21 protein-coding genes are annotated in these 25,058 nt (G+C 69.3%); 14 read left to right on the top strand and 7 right to left on the bottom strand.

Translation table 11 applies throughout. The features are described from left to right. Positions 1-133: 133 nt before the first annotated feature. The 4 genes from FFS20_RS09670 (at position 134) to FFS20_RS09655 (ending at position 2,787) form a co-directional block, all read left to right on the top strand. A complete protein-coding gene (locus tag FFS20_RS09670) occupies positions 134-853 on the top strand; it encodes an ABC transporter ATP-binding protein (protein ID WP_249356774.1) in 720 nt (239 codons plus the stop codon). 160 nt (positions 854-1,013) lie between these two features. Next, positions 1,014-1,598 (top strand): CbiQ family ECF transporter T component, encoded by a 585-nt coding sequence (locus FFS20_RS09665; protein WP_249356770.1) that lies wholly within the window; start codon positions 1,014-1,016, stop codon positions 1,596-1,598. A 92-nt stretch (positions 1,599-1,690) separates the two neighbouring features. Continuing rightward, a complete protein-coding gene (locus tag FFS20_RS09660) occupies positions 1,691-2,245 on the top strand; it encodes a cysteine hydrolase (protein ID WP_137825637.1) in 555 nt (184 codons plus the stop codon). Positions 2,246-2,445: 200 nt separating this feature from the next. After that, positions 2,446-2,787 (top strand): hypothetical protein, encoded by a 342-nt coding sequence (locus FFS20_RS09655; protein WP_137825636.1) that lies wholly within the window; start codon positions 2,446-2,448, stop codon positions 2,785-2,787. Between the two features lie 60 nt (positions 2,788-2,847). On the opposite strand, the gene FFS20_RS09650 is transcribed toward FFS20_RS09655, so the two are convergent. Then, the gene (locus FFS20_RS09650) at positions 2,848-3,990 is read right to left on the bottom strand and encodes a glycosyltransferase family 1 protein (RefSeq protein WP_137825635.1); all 1,143 of its coding nucleotides are present in this window, start codon (positions 3,988-3,990) and stop codon (positions 2,848-2,850) included. A 230-nt stretch (positions 3,991-4,220) separates the two neighbouring features. On the opposite strand from FFS20_RS09650, the gene FFS20_RS09645 reads away from it, so the two are divergent. The 4 genes from FFS20_RS09645 to FFS20_RS09630 all read left to right on the top strand — a co-directional run bounded on the left by FFS20_RS09645 (position 4,221) and on the right by FFS20_RS09630 (position 9,579). Further along, positions 4,221-4,895, top strand: a complete 675-nt coding sequence (locus FFS20_RS09645; RefSeq protein WP_137825634.1) for a LemA family protein — start codon at positions 4,221-4,223, stop codon at positions 4,893-4,895. Then, complete coding sequence (gene truA, locus FFS20_RS09640) at positions 4,892-5,746, top strand: tRNA pseudouridine(38-40) synthase TruA (RefSeq protein WP_137825633.1); 855 nt, start codon at positions 4,892-4,894, stop codon at positions 5,744-5,746. The genes FFS20_RS09645 and truA overlap by 4 nt, the downstream gene beginning before the upstream one ends. A 249-nt stretch (positions 5,747-5,995) precedes the next feature. Continuing rightward, positions 5,996-6,589: a DUF1269 domain-containing protein gene (locus FFS20_RS09635; protein ID WP_137825632.1), complete on the top strand. Its 594-nt coding sequence runs from the start codon at positions 5,996-5,998 to the stop codon at positions 6,587-6,589. Between the two features lie 365 nt (positions 6,590-6,954). Further along, positions 6,955-9,579, top strand: a complete 2,625-nt coding sequence (locus FFS20_RS09630) for a 5'-nucleotidase C-terminal domain-containing protein (protein ID WP_137825631.1) — start codon at positions 6,955-6,957, stop codon at positions 9,577-9,579. A gap of 305 nt (positions 9,580-9,884) precedes the next feature. On the opposite strand, the gene FFS20_RS09625 is transcribed toward FFS20_RS09630, so the two are convergent. Together FFS20_RS09625 and FFS20_RS09620 are read right to left on the bottom strand one after the other, a co-directional pair. Further along, a complete protein-coding gene (locus tag FFS20_RS09625) occupies positions 9,885-12,335 on the bottom strand; it encodes a hypothetical protein (protein WP_249356769.1) in 2,451 nt (816 codons plus the stop codon). Further along, entirely contained in the window at positions 12,332-14,929 is a 2,598-nt protein-coding gene (locus tag FFS20_RS09620) for a hypothetical protein (protein ID WP_249356768.1), read from the bottom strand. The genes FFS20_RS09625 and FFS20_RS09620 overlap by 4 nt, the downstream gene beginning before the upstream one ends. A 267-nt stretch (positions 14,930-15,196) precedes the next feature. Here FFS20_RS09620 and rplM point away from each other — a divergent pair, with 267 nt between their 5' ends. From rplM to glmM, 3 genes are all read left to right on the top strand, one after another. Continuing rightward, a complete protein-coding gene (gene rplM, locus FFS20_RS09615; protein WP_137825630.1) occupies positions 15,197-15,640 on the top strand; it encodes a 50S ribosomal protein L13 in 444 nt (147 codons plus the stop codon). A 109-nt stretch (positions 15,641-15,749) separates the two neighbouring features. Continuing rightward, a complete protein-coding gene (rpsI, locus tag FFS20_RS09610; RefSeq protein WP_171007042.1) occupies positions 15,750-16,178 on the top strand; it encodes a 30S ribosomal protein S9 in 429 nt (142 codons plus the stop codon). 180 nt (positions 16,179-16,358) lie between these two features. Continuing rightward, on the top strand, positions 16,359-17,711 hold the full coding sequence (glmM, locus tag FFS20_RS09605) for a phosphoglucosamine mutase (RefSeq protein ID WP_137825628.1): 1,353 nt from the start codon (positions 16,359-16,361) through the stop codon (positions 17,709-17,711). Between the two features lie 141 nt (positions 17,712-17,852). On the opposite strand, the gene phnE is transcribed toward glmM, so the two are convergent. The 4 genes from phnE to FFS20_RS09585 form a co-directional block, all read right to left on the bottom strand. Beyond that, positions 17,853-18,710, bottom strand: coding sequence for a phosphonate ABC transporter, permease protein PhnE (gene phnE, locus FFS20_RS09600; protein ID WP_137825627.1), 858 nt, complete (start codon positions 18,708-18,710; stop codon positions 17,853-17,855). After that, entirely contained in the window at positions 18,711-19,505 is a 795-nt protein-coding gene (locus FFS20_RS09595; RefSeq protein WP_137825626.1) for an ATP-binding cassette domain-containing protein, read from the bottom strand. Between the two features lie 2 nt (positions 19,506-19,507). Then, on the bottom strand, positions 19,508-20,413 hold the full coding sequence (locus FFS20_RS09590; RefSeq protein WP_137825625.1) for a phosphate/phosphite/phosphonate ABC transporter substrate-binding protein: 906 nt from the start codon (positions 20,411-20,413) through the stop codon (positions 19,508-19,510). A 235-nt stretch (positions 20,414-20,648) separates the two neighbouring features. Further along, the gene (locus FFS20_RS09585; RefSeq protein ID WP_171007041.1) at positions 20,649-21,797 is read right to left on the bottom strand and encodes a TIGR03364 family FAD-dependent oxidoreductase; all 1,149 of its coding nucleotides are present in this window, start codon (positions 21,795-21,797) and stop codon (positions 20,649-20,651) included. Positions 21,798-21,986: 189 nt separating this feature from the next. Between FFS20_RS09585 and FFS20_RS09580 the strand changes: the two genes are divergently transcribed. The 3 genes from FFS20_RS09580 to FFS20_RS09570 all read left to right on the top strand — a co-directional run bounded on the left by FFS20_RS09580 (position 21,987) and on the right by FFS20_RS09570 (position 24,822). Then, on the top strand, positions 21,987-22,739 hold the full coding sequence (locus FFS20_RS09580) for a GntR family transcriptional regulator (protein ID WP_249356767.1): 753 nt from the start codon (positions 21,987-21,989) through the stop codon (positions 22,737-22,739). Positions 22,740-22,792: 53 nt separating this feature from the next. Then, positions 22,793-23,482: a phosphonatase-like hydrolase gene (locus FFS20_RS09575; RefSeq protein ID WP_137825622.1), complete on the top strand. Its 690-nt coding sequence runs from the start codon at positions 22,793-22,795 to the stop codon at positions 23,480-23,482. A gap of 350 nt (positions 23,483-23,832) precedes the next feature. Further along, on the top strand, positions 23,833-24,822 hold the full coding sequence (locus FFS20_RS09570; protein WP_137825621.1) for a hypothetical protein: 990 nt from the start codon (positions 23,833-23,835) through the stop codon (positions 24,820-24,822). Positions 24,823-25,058: the final 236 nt, after the last annotated feature.

Here is a 25,058-nt window from a genome sequence, read left to right as displayed (position 1 = left end):
CGCCCCATCGACCGCCGAGGCGGTGCCCGGGTCCGCAGCCGACCCCGAGGCGGTGCCCGGGTCCGCCGCAGACCCCGGGGCCGCCTCGGTGTCGGCCGGATCCACCCCTGCCCGGGCGAGGGACCACCGGGAGATCTCCCTGTCCGGGGTGACGGTCGGCGTCGTCGACGACACTCCCACAGGCGATGCCTTCCGGCCGATCCTCACCGACATCGACCTGCGGCTCACCGAGCCCGCGGTCGCCGTCATCGGGGCGAACGGATCGGGCAAGTCGACGCTGCTCCAGCTGCTCAACGGACTCGTCACCGCCAACGCCGGACAGGTCCTCATCGACGGCATCGATCCCGCCCGGCAGCCCGCCGAGGTGCGCTCTCACGTCGGCTTCGTCTTCACTGACCCGGCCGCACAGCTCGTCATGCCGACCCCACTCGAGGACATCGAACTCTCCCTGCGCCGCCGCGTGCCCAAACGCGAACGCCGGGCGGCGGCCCTCGCCGTGCTCGACGAACTCGGGATCGCCGACCTCGCCGACCGCAGCGTCTATGAGCTCTCCGGCGGGCAGCGGCAGCTCGTCGCCCTCGCCGCCGTCCTCGCCGTCGACCCGCAGATCCTCGTCCTCGACGAACCGACGACCCTGCTCGACCTGCGCAACCGGGAGCGGCTGCGCGCACGGCTGAACGACCTCGTGGCCCGACGCGGCGTCCGCATCATCGTCTCCACACACGACCTCGAGTTCGCCGGGATCGCCGACCGCGCCATCGTCGTCGAGGCCGGGCGCATCGCCCACGACGGCACCCCCACCGAGGCGGTCGCGGCCTACCGGGAGATCGTCATGAGCGAGACCCATGACTGAGTCAGGGCAGAACCAAGCAGGGCAGACCCAGGCAGCGCAGACCCAAGCCGGGCAGACCCAAGCAGGGCAGACCCAGGCAGCGCAGACCCAAGCCGGCCAGGCACGAAGCGCGGGCCGGTCGCGGGCCGGGGTCCGGCGTCGCCCTCAGTTCTTCGGAACGGTGAGCAGGCAACGGGGCTGGCTGCACGGGGTGCCGACGGGGTGGAAGCTCGCGGCAATCGCCGTCATCGGTCTTGTCGCCCTGATCTTCCGCGACCCGATCATCAACTGGTCGATCTTCGCCGTCCTTGTCCTCGTCGGCTTCAGCGCCCGCCTGCCCGTCCGACGGTTCGCCCTGACCTGGGCGTATGCGGCGGTTCTCGTCGTCATCGTCATGGTCCTCCAGGTCTTCTTCGGAACCCTGCAGGCCGGTCTGGCCGTGGCCGGCACCGTCTTCGCCTGCGTCCAGGCGGCACTGCTGCTCACTCTGACGACGACCGTCGGCCAGCTCCTCGACGCGTTCGCGGCGATCGTCTCCCCGCTGCGCCGCCTCGGCGTCGACACCGAGGTCATCGCCCTGACCGCCGGACTCATGGTCCGCGCGATCTCGCACATCTCGGGGCTGCTGACCGACGCCGACCGGGCCGCCCGCGCCCGTGGGCTCGAGACGAGCCTCAGGGCTCGGGTCGTGCCCGCGATCCTCCGATCGGTGAAGTACGCGCAGGACACGGGGCGCGCCCTCGACGCCCGCGGCATCGTCGACTGATCGCCAGCAGAGATGCCCACCCCGATGACCCGATCTCCGGAGTACCGTCGGAGACAGCGGGGCGAGTGACCCCGCACAGAGGGGAGATGCTCATGAAGAACCACACCGGCACCGTCCTGCTGGCCATGGACTTCCAGAACGGCATCGCCGGGCCCTTCGCCGAGGCTGACGTCGTCGCCCGCACGAAGGACGCGATCGCCCACGCCAGGCAGGTCGGCATCCCCGTCGTCTGGGTGCACGTGGCGCTGCGACCCGGTTATCCCGAGCTGCCCGAGACCTCACCGTTCATGCGCATCGCCTCCCACGGCGACCTGTCCGAGGAGAGCGAGGCGACGCAGATCCTCGATGTCATGGGGCGCCGGGACGATGAGCTGCTCGTGACGAAGCGCCGCGTCGGGGCGTTCAGCGGCAGCGACCTCGCCGAGGTGCTCCGGGGCCTCGGGGCCACCGAGCTCGTGCTCGCCGGGATCGCCACCCGCGGCGTCGTCCTCGCCACGATGCGGCAGGCCGCCGACCTCGACTATCCCGTGACGATCCTCGCCGATGCCTGCGCCGACCGCGACGAGGAGGTCCACCGAGTCCTCATCGAGAAGGTGCTGCCCTGGCAGGCCGATGTCGTCACCGTCGCCGAGTGGGTCGGGAAGTAACGCCCCAGCCATCGAGACGGACACTTCGCGTCGAGACCGGCACTGACAACTGTCGGTCTCGACGCGAAGTGTCCGTCTCGATTTCAGGGAGGCCCAAGCTGCGGCCCATGACCTGCGGGTTGAGCCGCCGCGAGCACGCGAATCCGTGTGTGCGTGGTCCTGTTACGGTGGAAGCGGACCGCAACCGAAGAGAGGATCGCATGCCCCTGGTCATCATCGCCGCTCTGCTCTTCTCCGTCATCAGCGTCGGCCGCAACGGACAGAGCGTGCCCGAGACCGCGAGCGCATTGTCATCCGTCCAGGTCATCGCCGCAATCCTCGCTGGTGCGGGACTGTGGGTGAGCCTGCGGCGGAAGGTTCGAGCAGTCCCGGCCGACCGGTTCGCGCTCCTCGGGGCTCTCGTCTATCTCGTCGTCATGATGACCCTCAGCAGCGGCATCGTCTCGCCGATCGCGATCTACGCCACTGCGCTGCCCCTCTCGTTCTATGTCGCGTGGCTGGTCACCCGTGCGCAGGGCGCGAACGCTGACGGCACGGAGTGAGCCGCAGCCGGGTGCGTTGGCCGGGTGCGCAGCCTGCCACCGGCACTGGCGGCTCGATCGTCAGCGGGTCGTGGTGCCTTCCGCACCCGCCCAGGCGAGGACGTTGAAGCTGCGGCCCATGACCTGCGGGGTGGGATTCTCGATTGCGCGGGAATAGTGGCCGACGAGCTGGGAGCACACGCTCTTCCACGACCGAGACAGCACCTGCTGGCGTCCGGCGACGCCGAAGGCCCGGCGCTTGGCCTCGTCGCCGAGGAGATCGACGACGTGCTGACGCATTGCGGCGAGGTCCTTCGGTGCATACAGCCACCCGGTGTGCGAGGAGTCGACGAGATCGAGGGGACCGCCGCGGGCCGGGGCGATGACCGGCACTTCGGAGGCCATGGCCTCCTGGATCGTCTGGCAGAACGTCTCGAGCTCACCGGGAGCGACCATGAGGTCGAAGCTCGCGACCGCCTGAGCGAGGGCGTCCCCGCCGAGGAAGCCCGCGAAGTGGGCGTTCGGCAGCAGACGCTCGAGCTTCGACCGCCACGGACCGTCGCCGACGATGACGAGCTTGGCATGGGGCACATCGGCGAGCACGCTGAGGTCCTCGACCTGCTTCTCCGCGGCGAGCCGACCGACGAAGCCGATGATCCGCTCCCCGTTCGGAGCCACCGAGCGCCGCCACTGCTCGGAGCGGTGGCTGGGGTCGAAGCGGCTCGAGTCAACTCCGCGGGCCCAGTGATCGACCTCGGCGACGCCGAGACCCTGGAGCTGCGCGATCGTGTACGACGAGGGCGCGAGGGTGAGGGAGGCGTGCTGGTGGATGTTGCGCACGTGGGTCCACAGCATCGCCTCGATGCCGTGCATCCCGTAGCGCGCGGCATAGGCGGGCACCTCGGTCTGGTAGATCGCCACGGTCGGCAGGTCGAGGCTCTGCGCGGCGAGCACCCCGCGCCACCCGAGGACGAAGGGACTGGCGAGATGGACGACATCGGGGGAGAACTTCTCGAGCAGACGCCGGATCCGGGTGACGCCGCCGGGAGCGACGCGGATGCGCCGGTACTTCGGCAGGGCGATCGAGGGGACGCGCACGATCCTCGCCCCCGACACCTCTTTGGGGCCGTCGCGGCGAGTGCCCGGGGCGATGACGAGGACCTCGTCGCCGCGATCGGACAGATGCTCGAGGACCCGCAGGAGTGAGTGGGTGACCCCGTTCATGTTGGGGAGGAAGGATTCTGCAATGATCGCTACTCTCACAGCACTCAGTCCACGCCGCCAGAGTGAAGACACGGCGACGGACAGGCGACGTGTCGGCGACCACTGTCGGAAATCGGCCCGGCCAGGTGACCGGGGGTCGACGCGTTCGCGACGAGGGTGAACCCTGCGTAAACTTGAACCGCCGAGGCGGTCGCCGGCACCTCGGCCGACTGCACGTGAGAGGAGCCCGGGTGTTCTGGACCATCGTCACCGCCGGTGCGGTCTCGGTTCTCGTCGTCGCCGCGGTCATGCTCATCATCCTCCGGTTCAACCAGCTCTCGATGGCCCGCTCCCTCTGCGACGAGGCGAAACGGCAGCTCGTCGTCGAACTCCGCGCCCGGCATGCCCTCGTCCCGGCCTACCTCGGCACCCTCCAGCAGGTGACGACGCGTGATCTCTCCCCGCTCGAACTCGCGCTCGCCTCCGCCGAACGCGCGCCGTTCGGCCCTCGGGGAGCGGCCGCGGAGAACGCCCTGACGGCGGAGATCAACGATGCCGCGGCTCTCCCGGGACGCCGCGCCGAGGCGACCGGCGGACCCGACGCCTCGACGGGGATGCGCGACGAACTCGACATGACCGTCCAGCTGCTCCACGGTCAGCTCAGCGTCCTCTCCGAGCGCATCATCGCTGTCTCCCGGCTCTACAACGCCAACGTCGACCGCTACCACCACCAGCGCCGGCGCACTCTCTCGCGCCTCTTCGGCCGGGTCTTCACCCCGCGCGAGCACTTCACCGAGGCGGTCGCGGACACGACCGTTCCCCACGGAACGGACACGACCGTGCCCCGCGGAACCGGCGCGACCGCCTCGGCGCGCGATGCCGACAGCGCCGACCAGGGACCGGAGCGGGGAGTGGTCGAGGCGTGACCCGTTTCCGCCTCGACCTCGGCTACCGGGGCACGGACTTCCACGGCTGGGCGAAGCAGCCGGGCCAGCGCACCGTGCAGGGCAGCCTTGAGGACGGGCTCGCCCGGGTCACCGGCACCGAGGTGGCCACCGTCGTCGCCGGCCGCACCGACGCCGGTGTCCACGCCCAGCGGCAGGTCGTCCACATCGACGTCGACGAGGCCGGACTGGCCAAGCTCATCGGACGATCGGCCCGGTCGCCGGAGCAGGCCCTGCTCTCCCGCCTGCGCGGTGTGCTCACCGTCGACGGCTCCGACGACCTCGTCATCCACGCCGTGACCGAGGTGCCCGCCGACTTCGACGCCCGCTTCTCCGCACTGTGGCGCTCCTACCAGTACCGTCTGGCCGACCACCGGTCGTTCCTCGACCCGTTGCTCACCGCGATGACGCCCCGGCACAAGGGGGAGCTCGACGCCGAGGCGATGGCCGAGGCCGCGCATGAGGCCCGCGGGCTCCACGACTTCCTCCCCTTCTGCAAGCCGCGGGACGGGGCGACGACGATCCGCACCCTCCACGACCTCGACGTCGCCCGCGACCAGGACGCCGTCATCACGATCGACCTCCGCGCCGACGCGTTCTGCCATCACATGGTCCGCGCGCTCGTCGGCGGGCTCATCCGCGTCGGGTCGGGGGCGTGGCCGGTGACCCGGCCCGCGGAGCTCCTCGCCGAGGCGGACGCCGGGATCACCGCGACCGGACCCATGCACGTCACCCCGGCCCACGGTCTCGTCCTCACCGGGGTGGGCTACCCGGATCCGGCCGACTACGCGGCCCGGGCCGCGCAGACGATGGCCCGCCGCGACCTCGGCTGAGCAGGGGACGGCTCGACTGCGGATCACATTGCCGACGGCACCGCACCGACGGCACCGTGGCGACGCGCCCGTCGGCCGCCTCGTCGCCGAGTCTGACCGCCCCCTGGGAAAACAATCCGTCTTGATGACCTGTCATTGACCCTCCACTACAGGGATGGTGGAGTTCTCAGTACCCCACCGACCCCGATGGGGCGTTCCATCCCCACCTTCGCGGCTGACCGAGCCGCGTGGAGAAAGCAGGTGCGTGCCATGTCCGAAACCAATATCATTCTCCTCACCTGGGACAACTCAGGATCCGCCTATGAGGCCTTCAGCAAGTTCCGCGACCTCGACTCCGAGGCGCTCTCGATCGTCGCCTCGGCGGTCGTCGAACGCAATGACAAGGGCCAGCTGCGGGTCACCGACGGCCAGGACAACGACCTCGGCCTCTCGACGCTCGGCGGAGGCGGCATCGGCGCGCTCATCGGCGTCCTCGGCGGACCGCTCGGGATGCTCCTCGGCTTCGCCGCCGGTGCGCTCATCGGCTCGACGGTCGACGCGGAGCGCTCCTTCGACGCCGAGGACGCGCTCTCCGTGTTCAGTGCGGCTCTGCCGGCGGGGAAGACCGGTGTGATCGCCGAGGTCGTCGAATCCGATCCCACCGTCCTCGACGACTTCGCGAAGTCGACCGGTGCGTCCCTGCTGCGCCGTCCCGAGGACGACGTGCTCGCCGAGGTCGCCGCGGCCGAAGACGCCGCCAACGCCGCCGCCGAAGCCGCGCGTCAGAAGGTCAAGGAGGAGAAGAAGGCCGAACGCAAGGAGAAGCGCCAGGAGCGCATCGACAAGATCAAGGCGAAGCTCTGAGTCCGACTTGCCCTGAGTCCGGCTCGGACTGAGCTGAACTCATGGTGAGTCCGGCTCGGACTGAGCCCGGCTCGGACCGAACCCGGCTCGGACTGAGCGGAGACGGCGGCGCACGGCCCGGACGACGGGTCGTGCGCCGCTCGTCGTGCCCAGGACGGCGGCCCGACAATGTGGTTTCCGACTGCTGTCCTTGTCGTCATCGCTCGCGATTTTGAGAGGAATCCTCTTCCCAGGTGTGAGAATCCTGTGTAGATTCACGTACACGTCACTCATCGTTCGCTTCGCTGCGACACGATGATCACGCTCGTTCCTCTTCTCGTCCCGCCGCCCGGCGGCGGACACCACGACCACAAGGATGCGAATCTATGTCGAAGCTTCTTCCCAAGGTGCTCGCCGCCGGCGCCGCCGTTTCGCTGCTGACGCTGCCGGGGACCGCGCCGGTCGCCGCGGCCGGACTCGGAGAGTCATCATCGACCTCGACCCAGGAGCCCGCCGACGACAGCGCGCCGGCAGAGACCGGTGCACCGGATCCCGGCGAAGCCTCGGCCGCCCCGACGACCGCGCCGACCGCCGACCCCAATGCCGCTCCGGCCGGCACGAAGGTCCAGCTCATGGGGATCACGGACTTCCACGGTCGGATCTCCGAAGCCGGAGCCCAGGTCGCCTCGGTGGTCGAAGAGGAGCGCGCGAAGTTCGCGGCCGAGGACAACGCCGCCGGCACCGCCTTCATCGCCGCCGGTGACAGCATCGGGGCCTCGACCTACGTGTCGTCCTCGCAGGAGGACTCCCCGACGATCGACGTCCTCAACGCGATCGGACTCCAGGGCTCGGCCACAGGCAACCACGAATACGACAGGGGCATCGACGACCTCACCGGCCGCGTCGCCTCCGAGGCCGACTTCCCCTACCTCGCCGCGAACGTCTACGACAAGGGCACCACCGATGTCGTCGACGGTCTTGAGGACTACACGACGATCGACGTCGGCGGAGTGAAGATCGCCGTCATCGGCGTCGTCACCCAGGACACCACCTCGCTCGTCTCCCCGGCGGGCATCGCCAATGTCGACTTCGGCGACCCGACCGACGCCGTCAACCGCGTCGCCGGTGAGCTCGAGGCCCTGCCGGAGGATCAGCAGCCGGACATGACCGTCGTCGAGGCCCACCTCGGCGCTTCTGCCACCGACAGCCTCGAGGCTGCGGAGGCCTCGAACGCGGAGTTCAAGAAGCTCGTCACCGAGGCCGATGCCTCCGTCGACGCCCTGCTCACGGGCCATACGCACCTCGCATCGAACTTCAACGCCCCGGTCCCCGGTGACCCCGAGCGCACGCGGCCGGTTCTCCAGGCCGGGAACTACGGCTCCTACGTCGGGCAGATCAAGCTCGAATCCGACGGTGCGGGCAATTGGACGACGTCGAGTTCGGACCTGCTGCCGACCGAGGACAAGGACTACGCCTCGCCGGTCGTCGACGAGGTCAAGCAGATCGTCGCTGACGCCGAGGAGCAGGCGAAGGGCCCGGGCTCCGTCGTCGAGGGCACGATCACCGAGGACATCACGCGCGCGTTCACCGAGGACGGTGCGGAGGACCGCGGGGCGGAGTCGACGCTCGGCAACCTCGTCGCCGACTCACTCAAGGACGGGGTCGAGGACTCCCAGCTCGCGCCCGCGGACTTCGGCATCACGAACCCCGGCGGACTGCGCACGGACCTCAAGTGCGACGACATCTACAACAACGAGAAGCCGTGCGAGGTCACGGCCGCCGAACTCAACGCGGTGCTGCCGTTCGCCAACGACCACGGCGTCGTGACGATGAAGGGCTCTGACGTCATCGGTCTCTTCGAGGAGCAGTGGCAGCCCGACGGCGCCTCGCGTCCCTTCCTCCACCTCGGCATCTCCAAGGAGCTCGACGTCGTCTACGATTCGACCGCGGCCCGCGGCGAGCGTGTGAAGTCGGTCAAGGTCAACGGTGAGGAGATCGATCCGAACCGGGACTACCGCGTCGCGACCCTGAGCTTCCTCGCCGCCGGCGGTGACAACTTCTCCTCCTTTGCGAAGGGGTCGTTCGAGCTCTCCGGCCTCACGGACTTCGAGACGTGGACGAACTACTTCCAGAAGAACTCGCCGGTGGCTCCCGACAAGTCCGAACGGCAGGCCGACGCGGCCACGGACGTCATCAGCACCGGTGACCTCACCGCCGAGCTGACCGCCCCGGCCGACGGCATCGCCCCCGGAGCCAGCGGCGACTTCGTCCTCAAGACGGATTCCCAGGGTGAAGTGCCCGGACCCATCGACGTCACCGTCGACGTGCCCGAGGGCTACAGCGTCGAGGCGGGGACCGCGCAGGCAGCGACGGCCACGACCTCTGAGGCCGGGACGTCTGCCGCCGAGGCGGGGGCCCAGGCCGCTGCCGCGACGATCACGCTCGATGGGATCCCGGCGGGGACGAACGAGGTTCCGATCACCGTCACCGCACCCGAGGACGCCTCCGGTGAGGTCACCGTGACGACCACGCTCCAGGCAGGCGACGCCGACTGGTGGGACAACAACCCGATGCCGCTGCCGCACCCGTTCGAAGCGACGGCGCAGATCGTCGGCGGGTCCGGTTCCGACGCCGGAGCCGACGCCGACGGCGGCAGTGCTGATGCCGACGGCGGCGGCGGCGCCGATGGCTCGGATCAGGGCGGCTCGGACGCCTCGTCGAACGGCGGCAGCGCCGACGGTTCTGACCAGGGCTCCTCTGATGCGAACGACTCCGCCGACGGTGCGAACGCCTCGGCGAACGGTGCGAACGCCTCGTCGAACGGCGGGGGAGCGGGCTCGGGGGCCGGTTCGGACACGGCGTCGAACGCGTCGGGCTCGAAGGACGGCGGCGACCTGCCGCGCACCGGTTTCGAGGCCCTCAACCTCGTCGCCACGGCACTCGCGCTCATCGTCGCCGGCGGCGCCGCCATCGCCGTGGTGCGGCGCCGGAAGGCGAACATCAGCATCTGAGAGTGAGAGCACTCAGCGCGTGACATGGGTGCTCAGTCGAGGGGCCGGGGAGTGATCTCCCCGGCCCCTCGCTGCACTCCCGACTGCGTTCCTGGTTCTCACCGTCGCTGACGTCGGGCGTCGCCGACGTCGGGAACGTCTGGGCGTCGCTGGTGTCGGGAACGTCCGGACGCGCGCAGCCCGCAGGTGCCGGGATACTGTCGCCGGCGTCGGCATCGTCAACACGCGCGTAGCCCACAAGTGCCGGGAAACTGTCGCAGGTGTCGGGGCGTCGCTGCTGTCAGCGCTTCGCGTTCGCGGTGGGGTCAGTCGGACGACTGACGATCGCTGGGGGTCCCCGCGTCCTTCCGACCGGCCGGCGCCTCGGAGCCGACCGACGCATGACGGTCCGCCCCCGACCTCGCACGAGCGTCACCCGACGCGTCCGTGCCACCGGAGACTTGGTCAGCGTCACCGTGGGCCCGGTCAGCGTTACCGGATGCCCGGTCAGCGTTACCGGGGGCACGGTCAGTGCCACCGGCAGCCCCGCCGGAACCCCGTGCCCCGCCGGAACCCGGCGTTGCGCGCCCGGGGCCCGCGGTCGCCTCGGCGCGGGGGTGCGTCTCGAGATGGGCGAGGACGGGGACGAGGAAGAGGATGCCGACGGCGGGGACGACGATTCCGGAGTCGTTGATGAAGGTGCCGACGCCGAGGAGGATGGCGAGGCTGATCATCGCCGCGCGCAGCAGCGGGAAGCGCGCATAGAGGGCGGTGAGCCCGTGCATCGAGAAGCGTGCGGGGGTGAGCGCGACCCAGAACACGGCGATGATGATGAGCGGCAGGATGACCGTCATCCACGACTGCGTGAGGATGTCGATGTTCATGTCGATCTTGCGCGCGAGCACACCGAGCGCCTCACCGTTGATGAGCGAGTCGAAGAAGCGGCCGAAGTGCGTGCGCTGGGCAGCCGGACGCAGCCAGTCGAGGAAGAGGACGAGGAGCATGACGAAGCCGGCGATGCCGACGGTGAGGCCGAGCCGTTTGACGGAGAAGCGGATGCCCGCCGAGGCGAGGGCGAGGTAGGCGACGCCGATGATGAGCGTGGGCACGGACCCGAACTTCGTGCCGAGACCCGGAGCGGCGAGCAGCACACAGGAGAGGAGGACGGGCACGAGGACGATCGCCAGACGCGTCAGCGGTCGTCTCGCTAGGGAGGCGAAGCCGGCGACGGCGAGCAGCAGGGCACAGCAGTAGAGCGCGAGCGCGGAGTTGCCGATCCCGTAGAACCGGGAGGCGATGAGGAGAGGCTCGCCGAGGAGGGTCGACATCTGCAGCTGCGAGCCAGTGATGACGTCGTAGGCGAGCACGCCCACCGTGACGACGGAGACGAAGAGGACCGGTCCCAGCTGCGATCGGCGCCAGGGTCCGAGGAGGGCGAGTGCTCCGAGGACGACGGACCACCCGACGAGTGCGCCGAGCATCGCGATGTCCGGGTTCGTCGCCCGCTCCCACGGCAGGACGTTGACGAGGTAGGTCGACACGGGCATCGCCGCGAAGACGACGCCGAGGCGGTACGCCGTGGAGTGGACGAGTTCCCGGTGGCGGCGGCGGAGGAACCACGCGAGGGCGAGCAGCCCTGCCATGAGCGAGGCGACGACGGGGAAGAACCACGTCGAGATCTCGTTCTGCGTCGTCACCGCGACCTGCCGGTCGAGCACCGACTGGAAGCGCGACTCCCACGACCCGCCGGGGTTGGACGTCATCGGCGCCCCCGCGACGTTGCCCATCGTCTCCCCGCCGCTGAGCTGGACGAGGGTGGGCGCGATGTCGGGTACCTGGATCAGCCCCGGCTGTCGAGTCGATGAGGAGGTGAGGAGACCCGGCTCGGCCCCGGGCTCGAGCATCATCGTCGCCTGCATCGAGGACCCGTCGTGGGTGCCGTCGGCGATCGAGGCGAAGATGATCGGCGAGGTGCCCTCACCGATCCCGGCCGTCGGGTCGGCGCCGAGCCAGCCGGTCGCGGTGAGGATCGCTCCGACCCGGCGGTCGAGGTCCTTGAGCGAGTAGCCGTCGGCCTCCGAATTGCCGAGGTCGACGATGGCGAGCTCGCCGGATTCCGACGCCGAGGCGGCTCGGAGGCCGATGTCATCGGCGATCGGCTCCCACTGGTCGATGCGACCACTCGGATCGGCTGCGGCGATCGCGGCTCCCGGACCGTAGGCGGAGATCGCCGGGACGGCATCGGCGAGACCGCCGAGGGCGGCGTCGTAGTTGTCCCCGCGCGCGACCTGCTGATAGACGTCCCAGTCGGCGACCCAGCCGTCGAGCGGCGGTTGGGGCTTGCGGCACTGCTGCCGCGGCTCGTCGGCGGCACGGCGGCCCGACCCCACGGCGAGCCACCCGTCGACGGGGCAGCTGACGGAGCGGACGCTGCGCGGGGTCATCGTCCCGATCTGGGAGGACTGCATCATCGCCCAGAGGTTCGGAGTCGTCTGCGGGTCGAGGTCCTCGAACGTGAACCCCGAGGTGCCGATGAGGATCGGGGCGTTCTCCGCGGGACGAGGGCTGTCGGCGGACTGCCCGGTGCCGGCAGCTTGTCCGGTGCTGGCTGCCTGCCCGGCGCCGGCAGCCTGTCCGGCGCCAGCAGCCTGTCCGGTGCTGGCTGCCTGTCCGGTGCCGGCTGCCTGCCCGGCCTGCGGCAGGCCGGTGATGAGGACGAGGGCGGCCAGCGCCCCGAGGAGGACGCGCAGCAGCCACGGACGCACAGCAGCGCTCATCGGCCCGATTCCCCGGAAGCGTCGGCGGCGGGCGTGAGGAGGGCTGTGGCACCGCGTCTCGCGTCAGTGCCGTGTGCGACGGTGAGGTCATCGGCGCAGAGGGCGAGGAGGTAGGGCAGGAGGACCATGGCGCCGGTGGAGGGCACGGCGATGCCGGAGTCCGTGAGCACGAGACCGACGGTGAGTCCGGTGACGGCGGCGAGGAAGCCGAAGTGGACGTCCTCGTCGGCGAAGACCTCGGGCAGGCGACCCCGCCAGTGGTCGAGGAATCGCGCAGTCCGGGTCGGCCCCTGGAACCGAGGGAAGTGGAGGAGGTAGCGGAGGAAGACGAGGATCGCGATGACCGCGAGAGGGGTGACGATCGACAGCGCCGGATTCACCTGGATGATGTGGAGGTTCGCGCTCAGCTTGCGGCCGACGACCTGCAGCGCCTCACCGGTGACGAGCTGGTCGAAGAAGTTCCCGAAATGGGAGCGGCTGCCGGCCGGTCGCAGCCAGTCGAGGAACGCGATGCCGATGAGCGCCGCGAGTGACGCGACGCCGATGAGGCCGAGCCGGAGGACCGAGAGCCGGATGCGACTGACGAGGGCGAGGAGGACGAGGAGGCCGGCGAGAGTGGCGATCGTGCCGCCGAACTTCGCCCCCCACGACGGATTCCCGGAGACGAACACCGCGAGCAGGCCGATGACGGCGGGGACGATGAGGACGAGCCGCCGGTGGCCTGCGGCACGCAGCCGGGAGACGAGGAGGCCGAGGAAGACGAAGAGGCTCGCGATGAAGATCGCGGCACCCTGATTGCCGAGACCGTAGTAGCGGCCGCCGACGATCGGGTTGTAGCCGAGCAGCGAATTCGCCTGCAGCCGCGACCCGGTCGCCAGGTCGACGGCGATGACGACGACGGTGAGGAGCGAGAGCGCGGCGACGCGTCCCCGCCACGTCCGACCCCACGGCGGGAGCAGGGAGAGGAGGAGCATCGCGGCGGCCCCGAGGGCCACGGAGAGGAAGAGACCGAACTGCGGATGCGGGAACCGCGCCCACGGCAGCAGTCCCGCGAGGAATGCACCCATGGGAATCGTCGCGAGGACGAAGGCGAACCAGGCCAGTGTGCGGTGGACCCAGGCGCCGCCGGTCTGGGGCGGCGCGGCGACGGCGAGTCCGGTTCCGCCGGCGTCCGGGGCCTCCGCGGTGCGGGCTGCGGTCGTGCGACCGGGGTGACCGGCGCGGTCGCTGCGGCGGGCGCGGGCGCGGTCGCGACGGCCGACGCGGCGGGCGATGGCGCTGCGGAGGCCGGGCGCCCAACGGTCGATGAAGATCGTGCTGAGGAGGAGACCGCAGAGGACGACGAGGACGTAGAAGGCGATGTCGAGGAAGAGGGAGAACGTGGAGAGGTTCTCGTAGACGAACTCCGATTTCGTCGCCTCGGTCTCGAGATCGAGGCGACGGTCCTCCGGTGACGCCGACGACGGGGTGACGTCGAGGGAGATCCCGCTCGGGGAATCGATCCCAAGGCGCTCGAGGATGCCCGGGGCGAGGTCGGTGATCTGGAGCAGGCCCTCCGTCCGCGTCGACGCCGAAGAGAGCGTGCCCGGGACGAAGCCGGGTCCCGAGGCGAGGAATGCCCGCAGTCGGGGAGAGCTCGAGCTGTCGCCGAGACCGGCGACGATGACGGTCGGCTCCGTCTCCGACTGGGCTCGCAGCTGCTCGAGCCGGTCGCCGAGGCGGCGGTCGGCCTCCTCGACGGAGGCCCGCCGGTCGTAGTCGGTGGGCACGGTGTAGGAGTAGTTGGGGATCGGGTCGAACAGCCACGAACGGGAGCCGATCGATCCGAGGTCGACGAGCGCGAGGCGGCAGTTCGCCGCGATCGCGTCCTCGGTGTAGTCGGCGATCTCTCCGTTCTCATCGGCGACGGCGTACGCCGCCCCCGGGCCCTCGGCGGCGACGCAGGCGTCGAGGCCGGCAGGCGCCCCCGCCTCACCGACGAGGCGCGCGAGCATTCCGTAGTCGACGGTGTAGCCGGTGCCCTGATTCGGCTCCCTGACGGCGTCGAAGTCGGGAATCGTCGCCGGCACCGTCTCACCGGGGCGGGTGAGGAGACTTTCATCACCCTCAAACCCTCCGGCGACCTCGGCCTCGTCGCCGCCGGCCGGTTCGGTGCTCGTCGACGGGGCGATGAGGGCAGGGCAGCGGGCAGGGTTGTCGACGTCGGGTTCGTGAGGGGGACCCGCCTCGGCGCGGGCACCGGATCCGAAGGACAACCAGCCCGATGCCGGGCACGTCGCGGACCCGATCGTGCGGACGTTGAGGTTCGCCGCCGCCCCGGTGCGGAAGATCTCGAAGAGATTCGGAGTCCGCTCCGGATCGATGTCTCCTATGGTCAGGCCCGGTATGCCGAAGACAACCGTCTTGCTCTCAGCGGCCGCTGCGGCGCTGTCGTCGGAGTCGGCCGGCGCTTCGGCGGGGGGCGTCGGAGTCGACTGAGCCCACGCGGGAGATGAGGCGGGGGAGACGAAGAGTGCCACGAGCCCGACGATGATCCCCAGCACCAGGAGCCGGTGGGAGGGAAGGCGGCGGGGCAGGACGGATTGAGGCGGCACAGGACAATGGTATCGGGTGCGGCATTTCACCCTCCTGACCCCGACCTGGACGTTTGCTCACCGGGCCGCGGGGCATGTATATTTGATTGTCGTTGTGTGCGCTCGTCGTGCTCCCTTGCATAGCCTCTTGCGTTGCAGGCCCGTAGGTGGGGAAGCACTCGACGAACGGACCCGATTGAAGACAGACAGTGTTCGGACGCATCAGCCTCACGACCCGATGAGTCCGCCCAGGCACTGGCCCCATGAGATACGAAAAGAAGGCTACTTTTGCGTACGTACACCCCCAAGCCCGGCGATGTCGAGCGCCAGTGGCACGTCATCGACGCCACTGATGTTGTGCTCGGTCGTCTTGCCACCCAGGTTGCACGCCTGCTGCGCGGCAAGCACAAGACCACGTTCGCCCCGCACATCGATTCCGGTGACTTCGTCATCATCATCAACGCCGACAAGGTCGCGCTGACCGGCGCGAAGCTCGAGCAGAAGCGCGCTTACCACCACTCGGGCTACCCGGGCGGCCTCAAGAGCGTCAACTACGCCGAGCTGCTGGCGTCGAACCCCGAGCGCGCAGTCGAGAAGGCTGTCGCCGGCATGGTTCCGAAGACTCGCCTCGGACGCGCCCAGATGCGGAAACTCAAGGTCTACGCGGGTGCCGAGCACCCGCACGCCTCGCAGAACCCGCAGCCGTACGAACTCAACCAGGTCGCGCAGTAAGCGCGCTTGAGTCACAGAGATACCGAGGAGAACCGTGGCTGACACCGCCAACGCGACCGAAGTCGAAGAACTGACCGAATACACCTCCGAGACCCCCGCAGACGCCGGCCTGGGCGACCAGACCGCCGGTGGACGCGGACAGTCCCTCACCGCCCCCGGCAACGGAGTGGGCCGCCGCAAGCAGGCGATCGCCCGCGTCCGCCTCATCCCGGGCTCCGGCGAGTGGACGATCAACGGACGCACTCTCGAGGAGTACTTCCCGAACAAGCTGCACCAGCAGCTCGTCAACGAGCCCTTCCGCCTGCTCGACCTCGAAGGCCGCTTCGACGTCGTCGTGCGCATCTCGGGCGGCGGACCCTCCGGACAGGCCGGTGCCGTCCGTCTGGGCATCGCTCGTTCGCTCAACCAGATCGACGCTGAGTCGAATCGCCCCGAACTGAAGAAGGCAGGCTTCCTGCGCCGCGACGCTCGCGTCAAGGAACGCAAGAAGGCCGGTCTCAAGAAGGCCCGCAAGGCTCCGCAGTTCTCGAAGCGCTGATCCGCTCCCACCGTCTGCGCATGGTCTGCCACTGATGCGCAGTCGGCGGCGCACGTGCGGCCCCGAACCCGTTCGGGGCCGCATTTCGTGCATTCACCGCCGAATGGTCACCGCGCGCTCCTCAACGCGCAGATGACCATCGACTAACATCGATACGAACCTTGAGGAAAGGACTTGCCCATGGCCAGACTCTTCGGTACCGACGGAGTGCGCGGACTCGCCAATCGCGACATCACCGCGAAGCTCGCGCTTCAGCTCTCCGTCGCCGCCTCCCGCGTGCTCACCCGCTCCTGGGACGGCGACCGCCGCCCCTTCGCCGTCATCGGACGCGACACCCGCGTCTCGGGAGAGTTCCTCTCCGCGGCCACGAGTGCGGGCATTGCCTCGGCAGGCGTGGACGTCCTCGACGCGGGCATGCTGCCCACCCCGGGCATCGCCAGCGTCGTCAAGGACACCGGAGCGGCCTTCGGCGTCGTCATCTCCGCCTCCCACAACCCCATGCCCGACAACGGCATCAAGTTCTTCGCCGCCGGCGGCACGAAGCTCGACGACGCCGTCGAGGACGCGATCCTCGACATCCTCGACCAGGATTGGGAGCGCCCCATCGGCTCCGACGTCGGCCGCATCTCCCGGTACCCGGCTGCCGCTGACGAATACACCGAGAAGCTCGTCCGCTCGATCGCGCCCGAAGGCGTGCGCCCTCTCTCGGGCCTCAAGGTCGTCGCCGACTGCGCTCACGGCGCTGCGTCGATCGTCGGTCCCGCCGCACTGCGTCAGGCCGGGGCCGAGGTCATCGTCTCCGCCGCCGAACCCGACGGCCTCAACATCAACGACGGTGTCGGATCGACCCACCTCGAATCCCTCCAGCGCCTCGTCGTCGAGACCCAGTCCGACCTCGGCGTCGCCTTCGACGGTGACGCCGACCGCTGCCTCGCCGTCGACTCCCTCGGCCGTGTCGTCAACGGCGACCAGCTCATGGGCATCCTCGCGATCGGGCTCAAGGAGCTCGGCGAACTGCGCGGGAACACGCTCGTCACCACGGTGATGTCGAACCTCGGCCTGCGCCTGGCGATGGACAAGCACGGCATCAGCACCGTGCAGACGGCCGTCGGCGACCGCTACGTCCTCGAGCGGATGCTCGCCGATGACTTCGCGCTCGGCGGAGAGCAGTCCGGTCACGTCCTCATGCTCGATCACGGCACGACCGGTGACGGCGTGCAGACGGCCCTGCACCTGATGAAGCGGATGGCCGACGCGAAGCGGACCCTGGCCGATCTCGCCGCCGAGATCCCGCAGCTGCCGCAGGCGCTCGTCAACGTCAAGGGCGTCGACAAGCACCGGGTCGACATCCCGGAGGTCGCCGCCGAGGTGGCCGCCGTCGAGACCGAACTCAACGGCACCGGTCGGGTGCTGCTGCGCGCCTCGGGCACCGAACCGCTCATCCGCGTCATGGTCGAAGCCGAGACCGAAGAGGTCTCGCAGGTGCAGGCCGAGCGCCTCGCCGCCGTCGTCAAGGAGCACCTCGCTCTCTGAGCGCACACGACGAGGGGCCCGACAGCAGAGATCTGCTGCCGGGCCCCTCGGTCATTCACGCTGGTCAGACACACCGCCTCGGCGGGCGACCGGACTTGACGGGCGATCAGCCTCGGCGACCGCCTCGGCGGGATCATCCCCTCACAGGGCGAGCTTCTTGCGCACGCCGGCGGAGAAGAGGTCGACGGCGATGATGAGCACGAGCACGATGAGGATGTACGTGAGCATCGAGTCGAACTGGAACGACTTGATCGCCTGGTTGATGAGCAGTCCGATGCCGCCGGCCCCGACGAGGCCGAGGACGAGCGAGGACCGGACATTGACGTCGAACCGGTAGAGGAGCAGCCCGAAGAGCTGGGGGACGACCTGCGGGAACGTCGCATTCGCGACGATCTGGCCGCGGGAGGCCCCAGCGGTCTTCAGCGCCTCCGACGGCCCCGGATCGATCTCCTCGATCGCCTCCGACCACAGCTTGCCCATGACTCCCGTGTTGTGGAAGATGAGCGCGAGCACGCCGGGGAAGGGCCCGAGGCCGACCGCGGTGACGAAGACGAGCGCGAAGACGATGTCGGGCACCGCGCGGAGGAACGACATGATCGAGCGCGCGATCTGGTAGACGAACCGGTTCGGTGACGTCGTGCGCGATCCCAGCACCGCGAGCAGCGCCGAGGTGGGGATCGACAGGGTCGTCCCGAGCAGGCCGATCCACAGGGTGATGCCCGTGGCCTCGATGCCCGGCCACAGCGTGTCCTCCCAGCTGAGGTTCGGCGGGAACGCCTCGGAAAGGAAGTTGATCATCCCCTGACGGCCGTCGACAAGGGTGACGAACGAGAAGTCCGTCTCCCGGATCGCGACGACGTGGAGGAGGACGATGACGACGATCGCCGTCGCCAGCTGCCACCCGCCGAAACGGCGGATGGGCGGCTGCAGCGCCGAGGTCGTGTTCCTCAGCGGCACGGTGCGCAGGGTGGTGCCGCGGGTGTCGGGAATCGTCTTCATCTACTCGTCCTCCGCGATCGGGGCGGTCGTGTACAGGGAGGTGATCGCCTCGGCGGAGATCTCCTCGGCGGTGCCCCGCAGCACGATCTCCCCGGACTGCAGGCCGATGATCGTATCGGCGAACTCCCGGGCGAGATCCGGCTGGTGGAGGACGGCGGCGACGGCGAGGCCCTCGTCGTGTGCGAGATCGCGCAGCAGGGACATCACCGTGCGCGCGGCCTGCGGGTCGAGGGCGGCGACGGGTTCGTCGGCGAGCAGCACCTCGGCGCCCTGGCACAGGGCCCGGGCGACCGCCACGCGCTGCTGCTGACCGCCCGAGAGCGTGCCGGCCCGGTCGGTCGCCCGGTCGGCGAGGCCGACGCGGTCGAGGGCGACCATGGCCTCCCGGCGGATCGCCGCCGGGAAGAGCCACGGATGGAGCGAGGCGACCGTCGACATCCGGCCCAGCGCTCCCGCGCACACGTTGTCGAGCACCGAGCGGCGGGCCACGAGGTGGATCTTCTGGAACACCATGGCCGGGCGGCCGTGGCTGCCGCCGACCTCGATGTCCCCTCTCTGGTACGGGGTGAGACCGGCGACGGCACGCAGCGTCGTCGACTTGCCCGAGCCGTTGGCGCCGAGGAACGCGAGCAGCTCACCGGGGGCGACGCTGAAGCTGACATCGTCGAGCACCCGCTTCGCCCCGAAGGACACAGCGAGGCCGTCCACCCGGAGGAGGGGAGACGACGCGTCGTCGCTTCCCGCTGACCCGGCCGCCTCCTCGGCGGACGCGGGCTTCACGGTCTTCGTCGCCATGCTCACACGTCCTCTTCGGTGAGGTTCATCGTCTCCGCGAGGTCGAACAGCGGCTGGTAGGTCGACTTGTCGACCTCGATGAGCTGACCGGCCGGGGTCACGCCGAGGTAGCCGGCGACCTCTTCGAGGTCCTCGGCGGGCATGTTGAGCAGGGCGTCCTTGACGGCGGCCTTGAACTCAGGATCGGCGTCCTCCCGGACGGTCATCGGGTCGTTCGGGATGGGATCGGACTGCCAGATCTGACGGAAGTCCTCTTCGTTGAACGTGCCCTCCTTGATCGCGGTGCCCATCGTCTGCGAGTTGATCTGCGCGGCGTCGACGGCGCCGTTGGTCAGGGCGAGCAGCGACTCGGGGTGACCGCCGGCGTAGTTGAGGTTGAGATCGGATTCGGCGATGCCGGCCTCGGCGAGCGCGAAGCGGGGCAGTGCGTCGCCCGAGGTCGAGCCGACGCTGCCGAGCGCGAGGTCCTTGCCGCGCAGATCGTCGAGCGTCTCGATGTCGGAGTCCTTGGCGACCCAGATGCCGCCGGTGTAGGAGCTGAGCTCACCGTCGGCGGTGCCGAAGGACACGAGCGGTTCGGCCCCGGCGCGCTCGGAGGCGAAGACGTAGCCGAGCGGACCGAACTGTCCGATGTCGAGCTTGCCGTTCTCCATGGCGAGCACCTCGGCGGAGTAGTCCTCGAGGACCTGGACCTCGACCTCGCAGTCGAGGGCCTCACCGAGTGAGGCGCCGACGGCCTGATAGGCGGGTTCGAGCTTCTGCGGATCCTCGAACGGTTCGATGCCGAAGGTGATCTTGCCGTCAGGGCACGTGGCCGATTCTGCTTCTGCGGCCGAGGTGCAGCCGGCGAGGACGACGGGGGCGAGGACGAGAGCGGCGGAGGCAAGGGCGATGTGAGAGCGTTTCATGGCGATCCTTCTGGTGTGTGGTGATTGGTGTCTGGAGGTTGGCGTCTGGTGACGGGGTCGGATGCGGGCAGGACGGAGCGGTGGACAGGACTGTGGTGTGGACAGGACAGGGTTCGGTCAGCACGCGGACAGGACACGGTTGTCGGCACGGCTGAGTGGTCGGCGGTCAGGTCGGGTCTGGTCTGTGGGCGCGGGCGGTGAGGGCGCGGCGGATTCTGCCGCGCCCGCTGCCGCCTCAGGCGGCGGGACGGTCGGCGCGGCGGATGCCGGCGAGGGTGCGCTCGGCGAGGCCGAAGGCGATGGTCATCCCGATCCCGGTCGCCACGGTCGCGACCGTGGTCCGCTCGTCGACGCTCTCGACGATGAGCGGGCGGGACTCGCTCGAGGCGTAGACCCCCTGCCAGCGCTGGCGGATCGAGAACCCGGTGGGCTGATCGAGGACGGCGGCCGCCTCGGCGAGCAGGACCTCCGTCGTCGATTCGGGCAGGAACGGGTCGACGTTCTCCCCGTAGACGTGGGAGTCGCCGATGATGATCGTCCCGTCGGGCCGGGGGCCGAACATGACGTTCGCGCCGACCGCGAGGAGTTCGGGAGCGCTGCGGGCGACCTCGTCGCGGACCGCCTCGGCGGCGGGCATCGTGGAAAACGCGTCGTAGCGCAGCAACGAGGTGCGGGAGAGGATCGCGGCGTCGGTGCGGATGTGCTCCGGGGTCGCGGCCAGGGTCATCGACAACGCGCATTCGACGAGGCCCGCCTCGGCGGCGAGCTCGGGGAAGAGCGCAGGCAGCTGGTGGCCCGTGCAGACGATGACATGGTCGGCGGTGAACGTGCCCCGGTTGGTCTCGACGACGCCGTCGCCCACCCGACTGACCCGGACTCCGGTGCGGAGCTCGATCGCCGAGGCGGCCGCCAGGGTCTGCGCGATCCGCGGAGCCGCGGTGCGGGGGTCGACCCGGAGGTCGGCGGTGAGATGGGCGCCGCCGACGGCGCCGCGCAGGCGAGCGTGCGGGTCACCGGTGACGGCGGTCGCGAGTCGTTCGGGGGTGAGGAGGTCGATGGCGCCGGGCGCCTTGGACAGTCGGGCCTGTTCGAGCACGGCCATCTGCGCGTGGGAGGTGGCGACGACGTACGCCCCGGTCTCCGCGGCCCAGAAGCCCGACTCCGCGGCCGCGGCGATCCACTGGTCGCGGCCGGCGGCGGCGAGCTCGGCGAACTCGTCGGTCTGTCCGGTGATGCAGGCGTGTCCGAAGTTGCGCACCGAGGCACCGCGCGGGGCGGTGTCGACGTCGAGGATCGTCACCGAATGCCCCCGCCGGGCAGCGGCCCGGGCGTGGGCGAGACCGACGATGCCGGCCCCGACGACGATGATGTGAGAATGGTTCATGCCTCGAGACTGCCGTGTCGGGAACGTCTGGGACAAGCCGATTCGGGGCATGTATATATAAGTTGTCGAGCCGTTCATATACGATCCCGCAGAGTCAGAATCTGTTCACCCGGCGTTCAAACGTGAAGCCGGTCGGGACGTGGGGAGTGGGTTAGGGTCGAACCTATGATGACAAGTTCTCGTTCACCTATGGAGCCGCGCACCGCGCTGCATCGGGTCATCGGCGACGAACTCCGTGCGCGGATCACCGATGGCCGCTTGCCGATCGGAGCCGCGGTCCCGAGCGAAGCCGAGCTGTGCCGTGAGTTCTCCGTCTCCCGCGGTCCGGTGCGTCAGGCGCTGTCGGCGCTGCGGGCCGAGGGGATCATCGCCGGCGGTCAGGGAGCGGTCGCGCATGTCGTCGGCTCGATCCCGACGCAGTCGATGACGAGCTTCCTCTCGTTCTCGGAGTGGGCGCATTCGACGAACCGGACCCCGGGCCAGCGCACGGTCGAACTCGCCAAGCGCGCGGCGAATCAGGACGTCGCGCTCAACCTCGGCGTCCCGGTCGGAGAGCTCGTCGTCGAGATCATCCGCCTCCGCCTCCTCGACGAGGTGCCCGTCATGGTCGAGCGCACGGCGTTCACCCTCGACGCGGGACGCCACCTCTTCGACTTCGACACCGACAGCGGGTCGATCTTCGCCCACCTCAAGGCCAACGACGTCGAACTCGTCGCCGCCCGGCACACCTTCGACGCGATCGGCGCAGGTGAGGTCGACGCCGAACTTCTCGACGTCCCCGTCGGCTCGCCGCTGCTGCGCGAACGGCGCATCACCTCGACCGGGTCGGGCGTGCCCGTCGAGTACTCCGACGACCACTATCTGCCCGACCAGGTCACCTTCACGATCAACAACACCGCAGGGGCGGCGAACTCCGTCGTCCGCCTCATTCCCGACACCTGACACCGCACTCAGCTCATTCCCGACACCTGACACCGCACTCAAGGAGCACACCCATGACCACCATCGAACTCGCCGTCTTCGACATGGCCGGCACCACGCTGAACGAACACGGCGACGTCTACCGCGCACTGCGCCAGAGCGTCGAGGAGAACGGCGTCAAGGTCACCGACGAGAACCTCCAGACGTGGATGGGTGCCGACAAGGTCGAGGCGATCCGCAGCCTGCTCCGCCTCGGCGGGCACGCCGGCGACGAGGCGACGGTGGCGGCCTCGTTCGACCGTTTCCGCGCGCTGCTCCGCGACTTCTACGCAGCGACCCCGCCTGAGCCGCTGCCCGGCATCCCCGAGGCGCTCGCCGAACTCCGCAGCAACGGCGTCAAGGTGGCGCTGACGACGGGATTCTCGACCGATGTCGCCGGACCCCTGCTCGAGGGACTCGGCTGGGCGACGGGGGAGGGCGGCAACCTCGACGCGGTCGTCTGCTCCGACGAGGTCGCCGCCGGACGCCCCTACCCGTACATGATCCAGCGGGCGATGGAGCGCACCGGCACGAAGGACGTGGCCACGGTGCTCGTCGCCGGTGACACCGTCGTCGACGTCGAGGCCGGAGCCGCCGCCGGTGCCGGTGTCGTCCTCGGTGTCGAGACCGGCAAGCTCACCGCCGCCGACTTCGCGGCGCAGGACGGAGCGCAGTCCCTGTCCTCGGTCGCGGAGATCCCGGCGTACCTCGGCCTCCGCAGCTGAGCCGCGGCCGGCACCGCGGGGCCGGCCGCGCCGCACGCCCGGCATGCGGTTGAAGCAGACGCGGCTCGGCAGTGACGGCCCCTTCCCGGAGTCTTCGGCTCATTCAACAGTTGGCGCGAAAATGTGGTCCCCAAAGGCCGCTTTTTCGCGCCAACTGTTGACCGAGCGAGGTCAGGCTCGGGAAAGCGTTGATAATCACGCGAAGTGTTGAGCGGCAGCTCGCGATCTCTCCCGCTTCCAGCCCCGAGGTCGCGCAACTTGTGCACTCAAGTGACAGGTTATCCACAGATTGATCCAGAGGTATTGTCACAGAGCTGTCTTTTGATCATTCTTGATGCATGTTCATATGTATGAGCGCTGCGGAGCTCAGGACGGCGGGCCTGAGCGAGTACGACATTCTCAGAGCCGAGAAGTGCTGCCTGCGGCGCGTCCGGCGCGGGATCTACGTCGTCACCAAGTCATGTGCGGTGAGTGTTCACCGGTTCGTCTCGGATGTCGCTTCGGATGACGCCACCGACCTCCCTCGCGAGACAGAAGGGCAGCTCAAGCGCAACGAAGATCTGCGCATCATGGTCCGGTCGTACGTCGGCAAGCTTCTGCCGCATGCCGTGTTCTCCCACCGGAGTGCGCTCATCATCCACGGACTCGCTGTCCCCTTCATCGAGCGTGACGGCGATGTGTTCGCCGAATCGGTCCATCCCCGCTGTGGCCTGCGCAGGCCGTCGATGCAGGTGAGGCGCCGCTCGCTCGACGAACAAGACGTCGTTCCTGTCGACGGGATTCCCGTCACCTCGGTCCTCCGCACTCTGTTCGATCTCGCGCGAGACTATCCGCTTGCCCTCGCTGTTGCAGCGATCGACGACGCCCTGCATCGCTCGGTCATCACCGAGGAGCAGTTCCAGACCTACGTCGCCGACCATCCAGTGCGCACCCGTCAGCGACGGATCGAGACCGTGCTGGAGAACGTCGACGGGCGTCGCGAATCGGTGGGAGAGTCGATCACCGCAGTCCGCTTCGTGGAGTTCTCCGTTCCGGGGCTCGAACCACAGGTCGTCATCGTCGACGAGAACGGCCGATTCGTCGCGCGCACCGACTTCGCGAACAGGCAGGCAAAGGTGGTTGCCGAGTTCGATGGCGCAGGGAAATACCACCTCAAAGGTGTGGACCCGAAGAAGGCATTCGAACAGGAGCGGCGCAGAGAGTACGCCCTCCGCAACCTCGGATACGAAGTGTTCCGGTTGACATGGCAGGACCTCTTCTCCGCGACCCAGTTCCTCCGGATCAGAGCGGCGATCGAACGACGGACACCGCAGCGGCCTGCTCGCTCAACTGTAGGCTGAGTGCGGCTGGAGTCGCCGATTGCTCCCTCGGCGCTCCCTCATTCAACAGTTAACGCGAAAAAGTGGTCTCCAAAGGCCGCTTTTTCGCGCCAACTGTTGACCGAGCGAGTTCGAGCTCGGGGAAGCGCTGATATTCACGCGAAGTGTTGAGCGACGGCGCGCCTCGCAACCCAGCAGGGCTCCCCGCGCCCCGCACCCGCCCCGGCTCCCGGCGCGCGCCTCAGCTTGCGGAGAAC

The sequence above is a fragment of the Brevibacterium sp. 2SA genome, from assembly GCF_005502845.1.
Taxonomy (GTDB): Bacteria; Actinomycetota; Actinomycetes; order Actinomycetales; family Brevibacteriaceae; genus Brevibacterium.
The sequence above is the reverse complement of the archived record's forward strand: the minus strand, read 5'-3'. Positions and strand labels throughout refer to the sequence as shown.

Coding starts and splice junctions, on each gene's coding strand:
- FFS20_RS09660 (WP_137825637.1), top strand. CDS start 1,691: ATGAAGAACCACACCGGCACCGTCCTGCTGGCCATGGACTTCCAGAAC.
- FFS20_RS09655 (WP_137825636.1), top strand. CDS start 2,446: ATGCCCCTGGTCATCATCGCCGCTCTGCTCTTCTCCGTCATCAGCGTC.
- FFS20_RS09650 (WP_137825635.1), bottom strand. CDS start 3,990: ATGAACGGGGTCACCCACTCACTCCTGCGGGTCCTCGAGCATCTGTCC.
- FFS20_RS09635 (WP_137825632.1), top strand. CDS start 5,996: ATGTCCGAAACCAATATCATTCTCCTCACCTGGGACAACTCAGGATCC.
- FFS20_RS09630 (WP_137825631.1), top strand. CDS start 6,955: ATGTCGAAGCTTCTTCCCAAGGTGCTCGCCGCCGGCGCCGCCGTTTCG.
- FFS20_RS09625 (WP_249356769.1), bottom strand. CDS start 12,335: ATGAGCGCTGCTGTGCGTCCGTGGCTGCTGCGCGTCCTCCTCGGGGCG.
- glmM (WP_137825628.1), top strand. CDS start 16,359: ATGGCCAGACTCTTCGGTACCGACGGAGTGCGCGGACTCGCCAATCGC.
- phnE (WP_137825627.1), bottom strand. CDS start 18,710: ATGAAGACGATTCCCGACACCCGCGGCACCACCCTGCGCACCGTGCCG.
- FFS20_RS09595 (WP_137825626.1), bottom strand. CDS start 19,505: ATGGCGACGAAGACCGTGAAGCCCGCGTCCGCCGAGGAGGCGGCCGGG.
- FFS20_RS09590 (WP_137825625.1), bottom strand. CDS start 20,413: ATGAAACGCTCTCACATCGCCCTTGCCTCCGCCGCTCTCGTCCTCGCC.
- FFS20_RS09585 (WP_171007041.1), bottom strand. CDS start 21,797: ATGAACCATTCTCACATCATCGTCGTCGGGGCCGGCATCGTCGGTCTC.
- FFS20_RS09580 (WP_249356767.1), top strand. CDS start 21,987: ATGGAGCCGCGCACCGCGCTGCATCGGGTCATCGGCGACGAACTCCGT.
- FFS20_RS09575 (WP_137825622.1), top strand. CDS start 22,793: ATGACCACCATCGAACTCGCCGTCTTCGACATGGCCGGCACCACGCTG.
- FFS20_RS09570 (WP_137825621.1), top strand. CDS start 23,833: ATGAGCGCTGCGGAGCTCAGGACGGCGGGCCTGAGCGAGTACGACATT.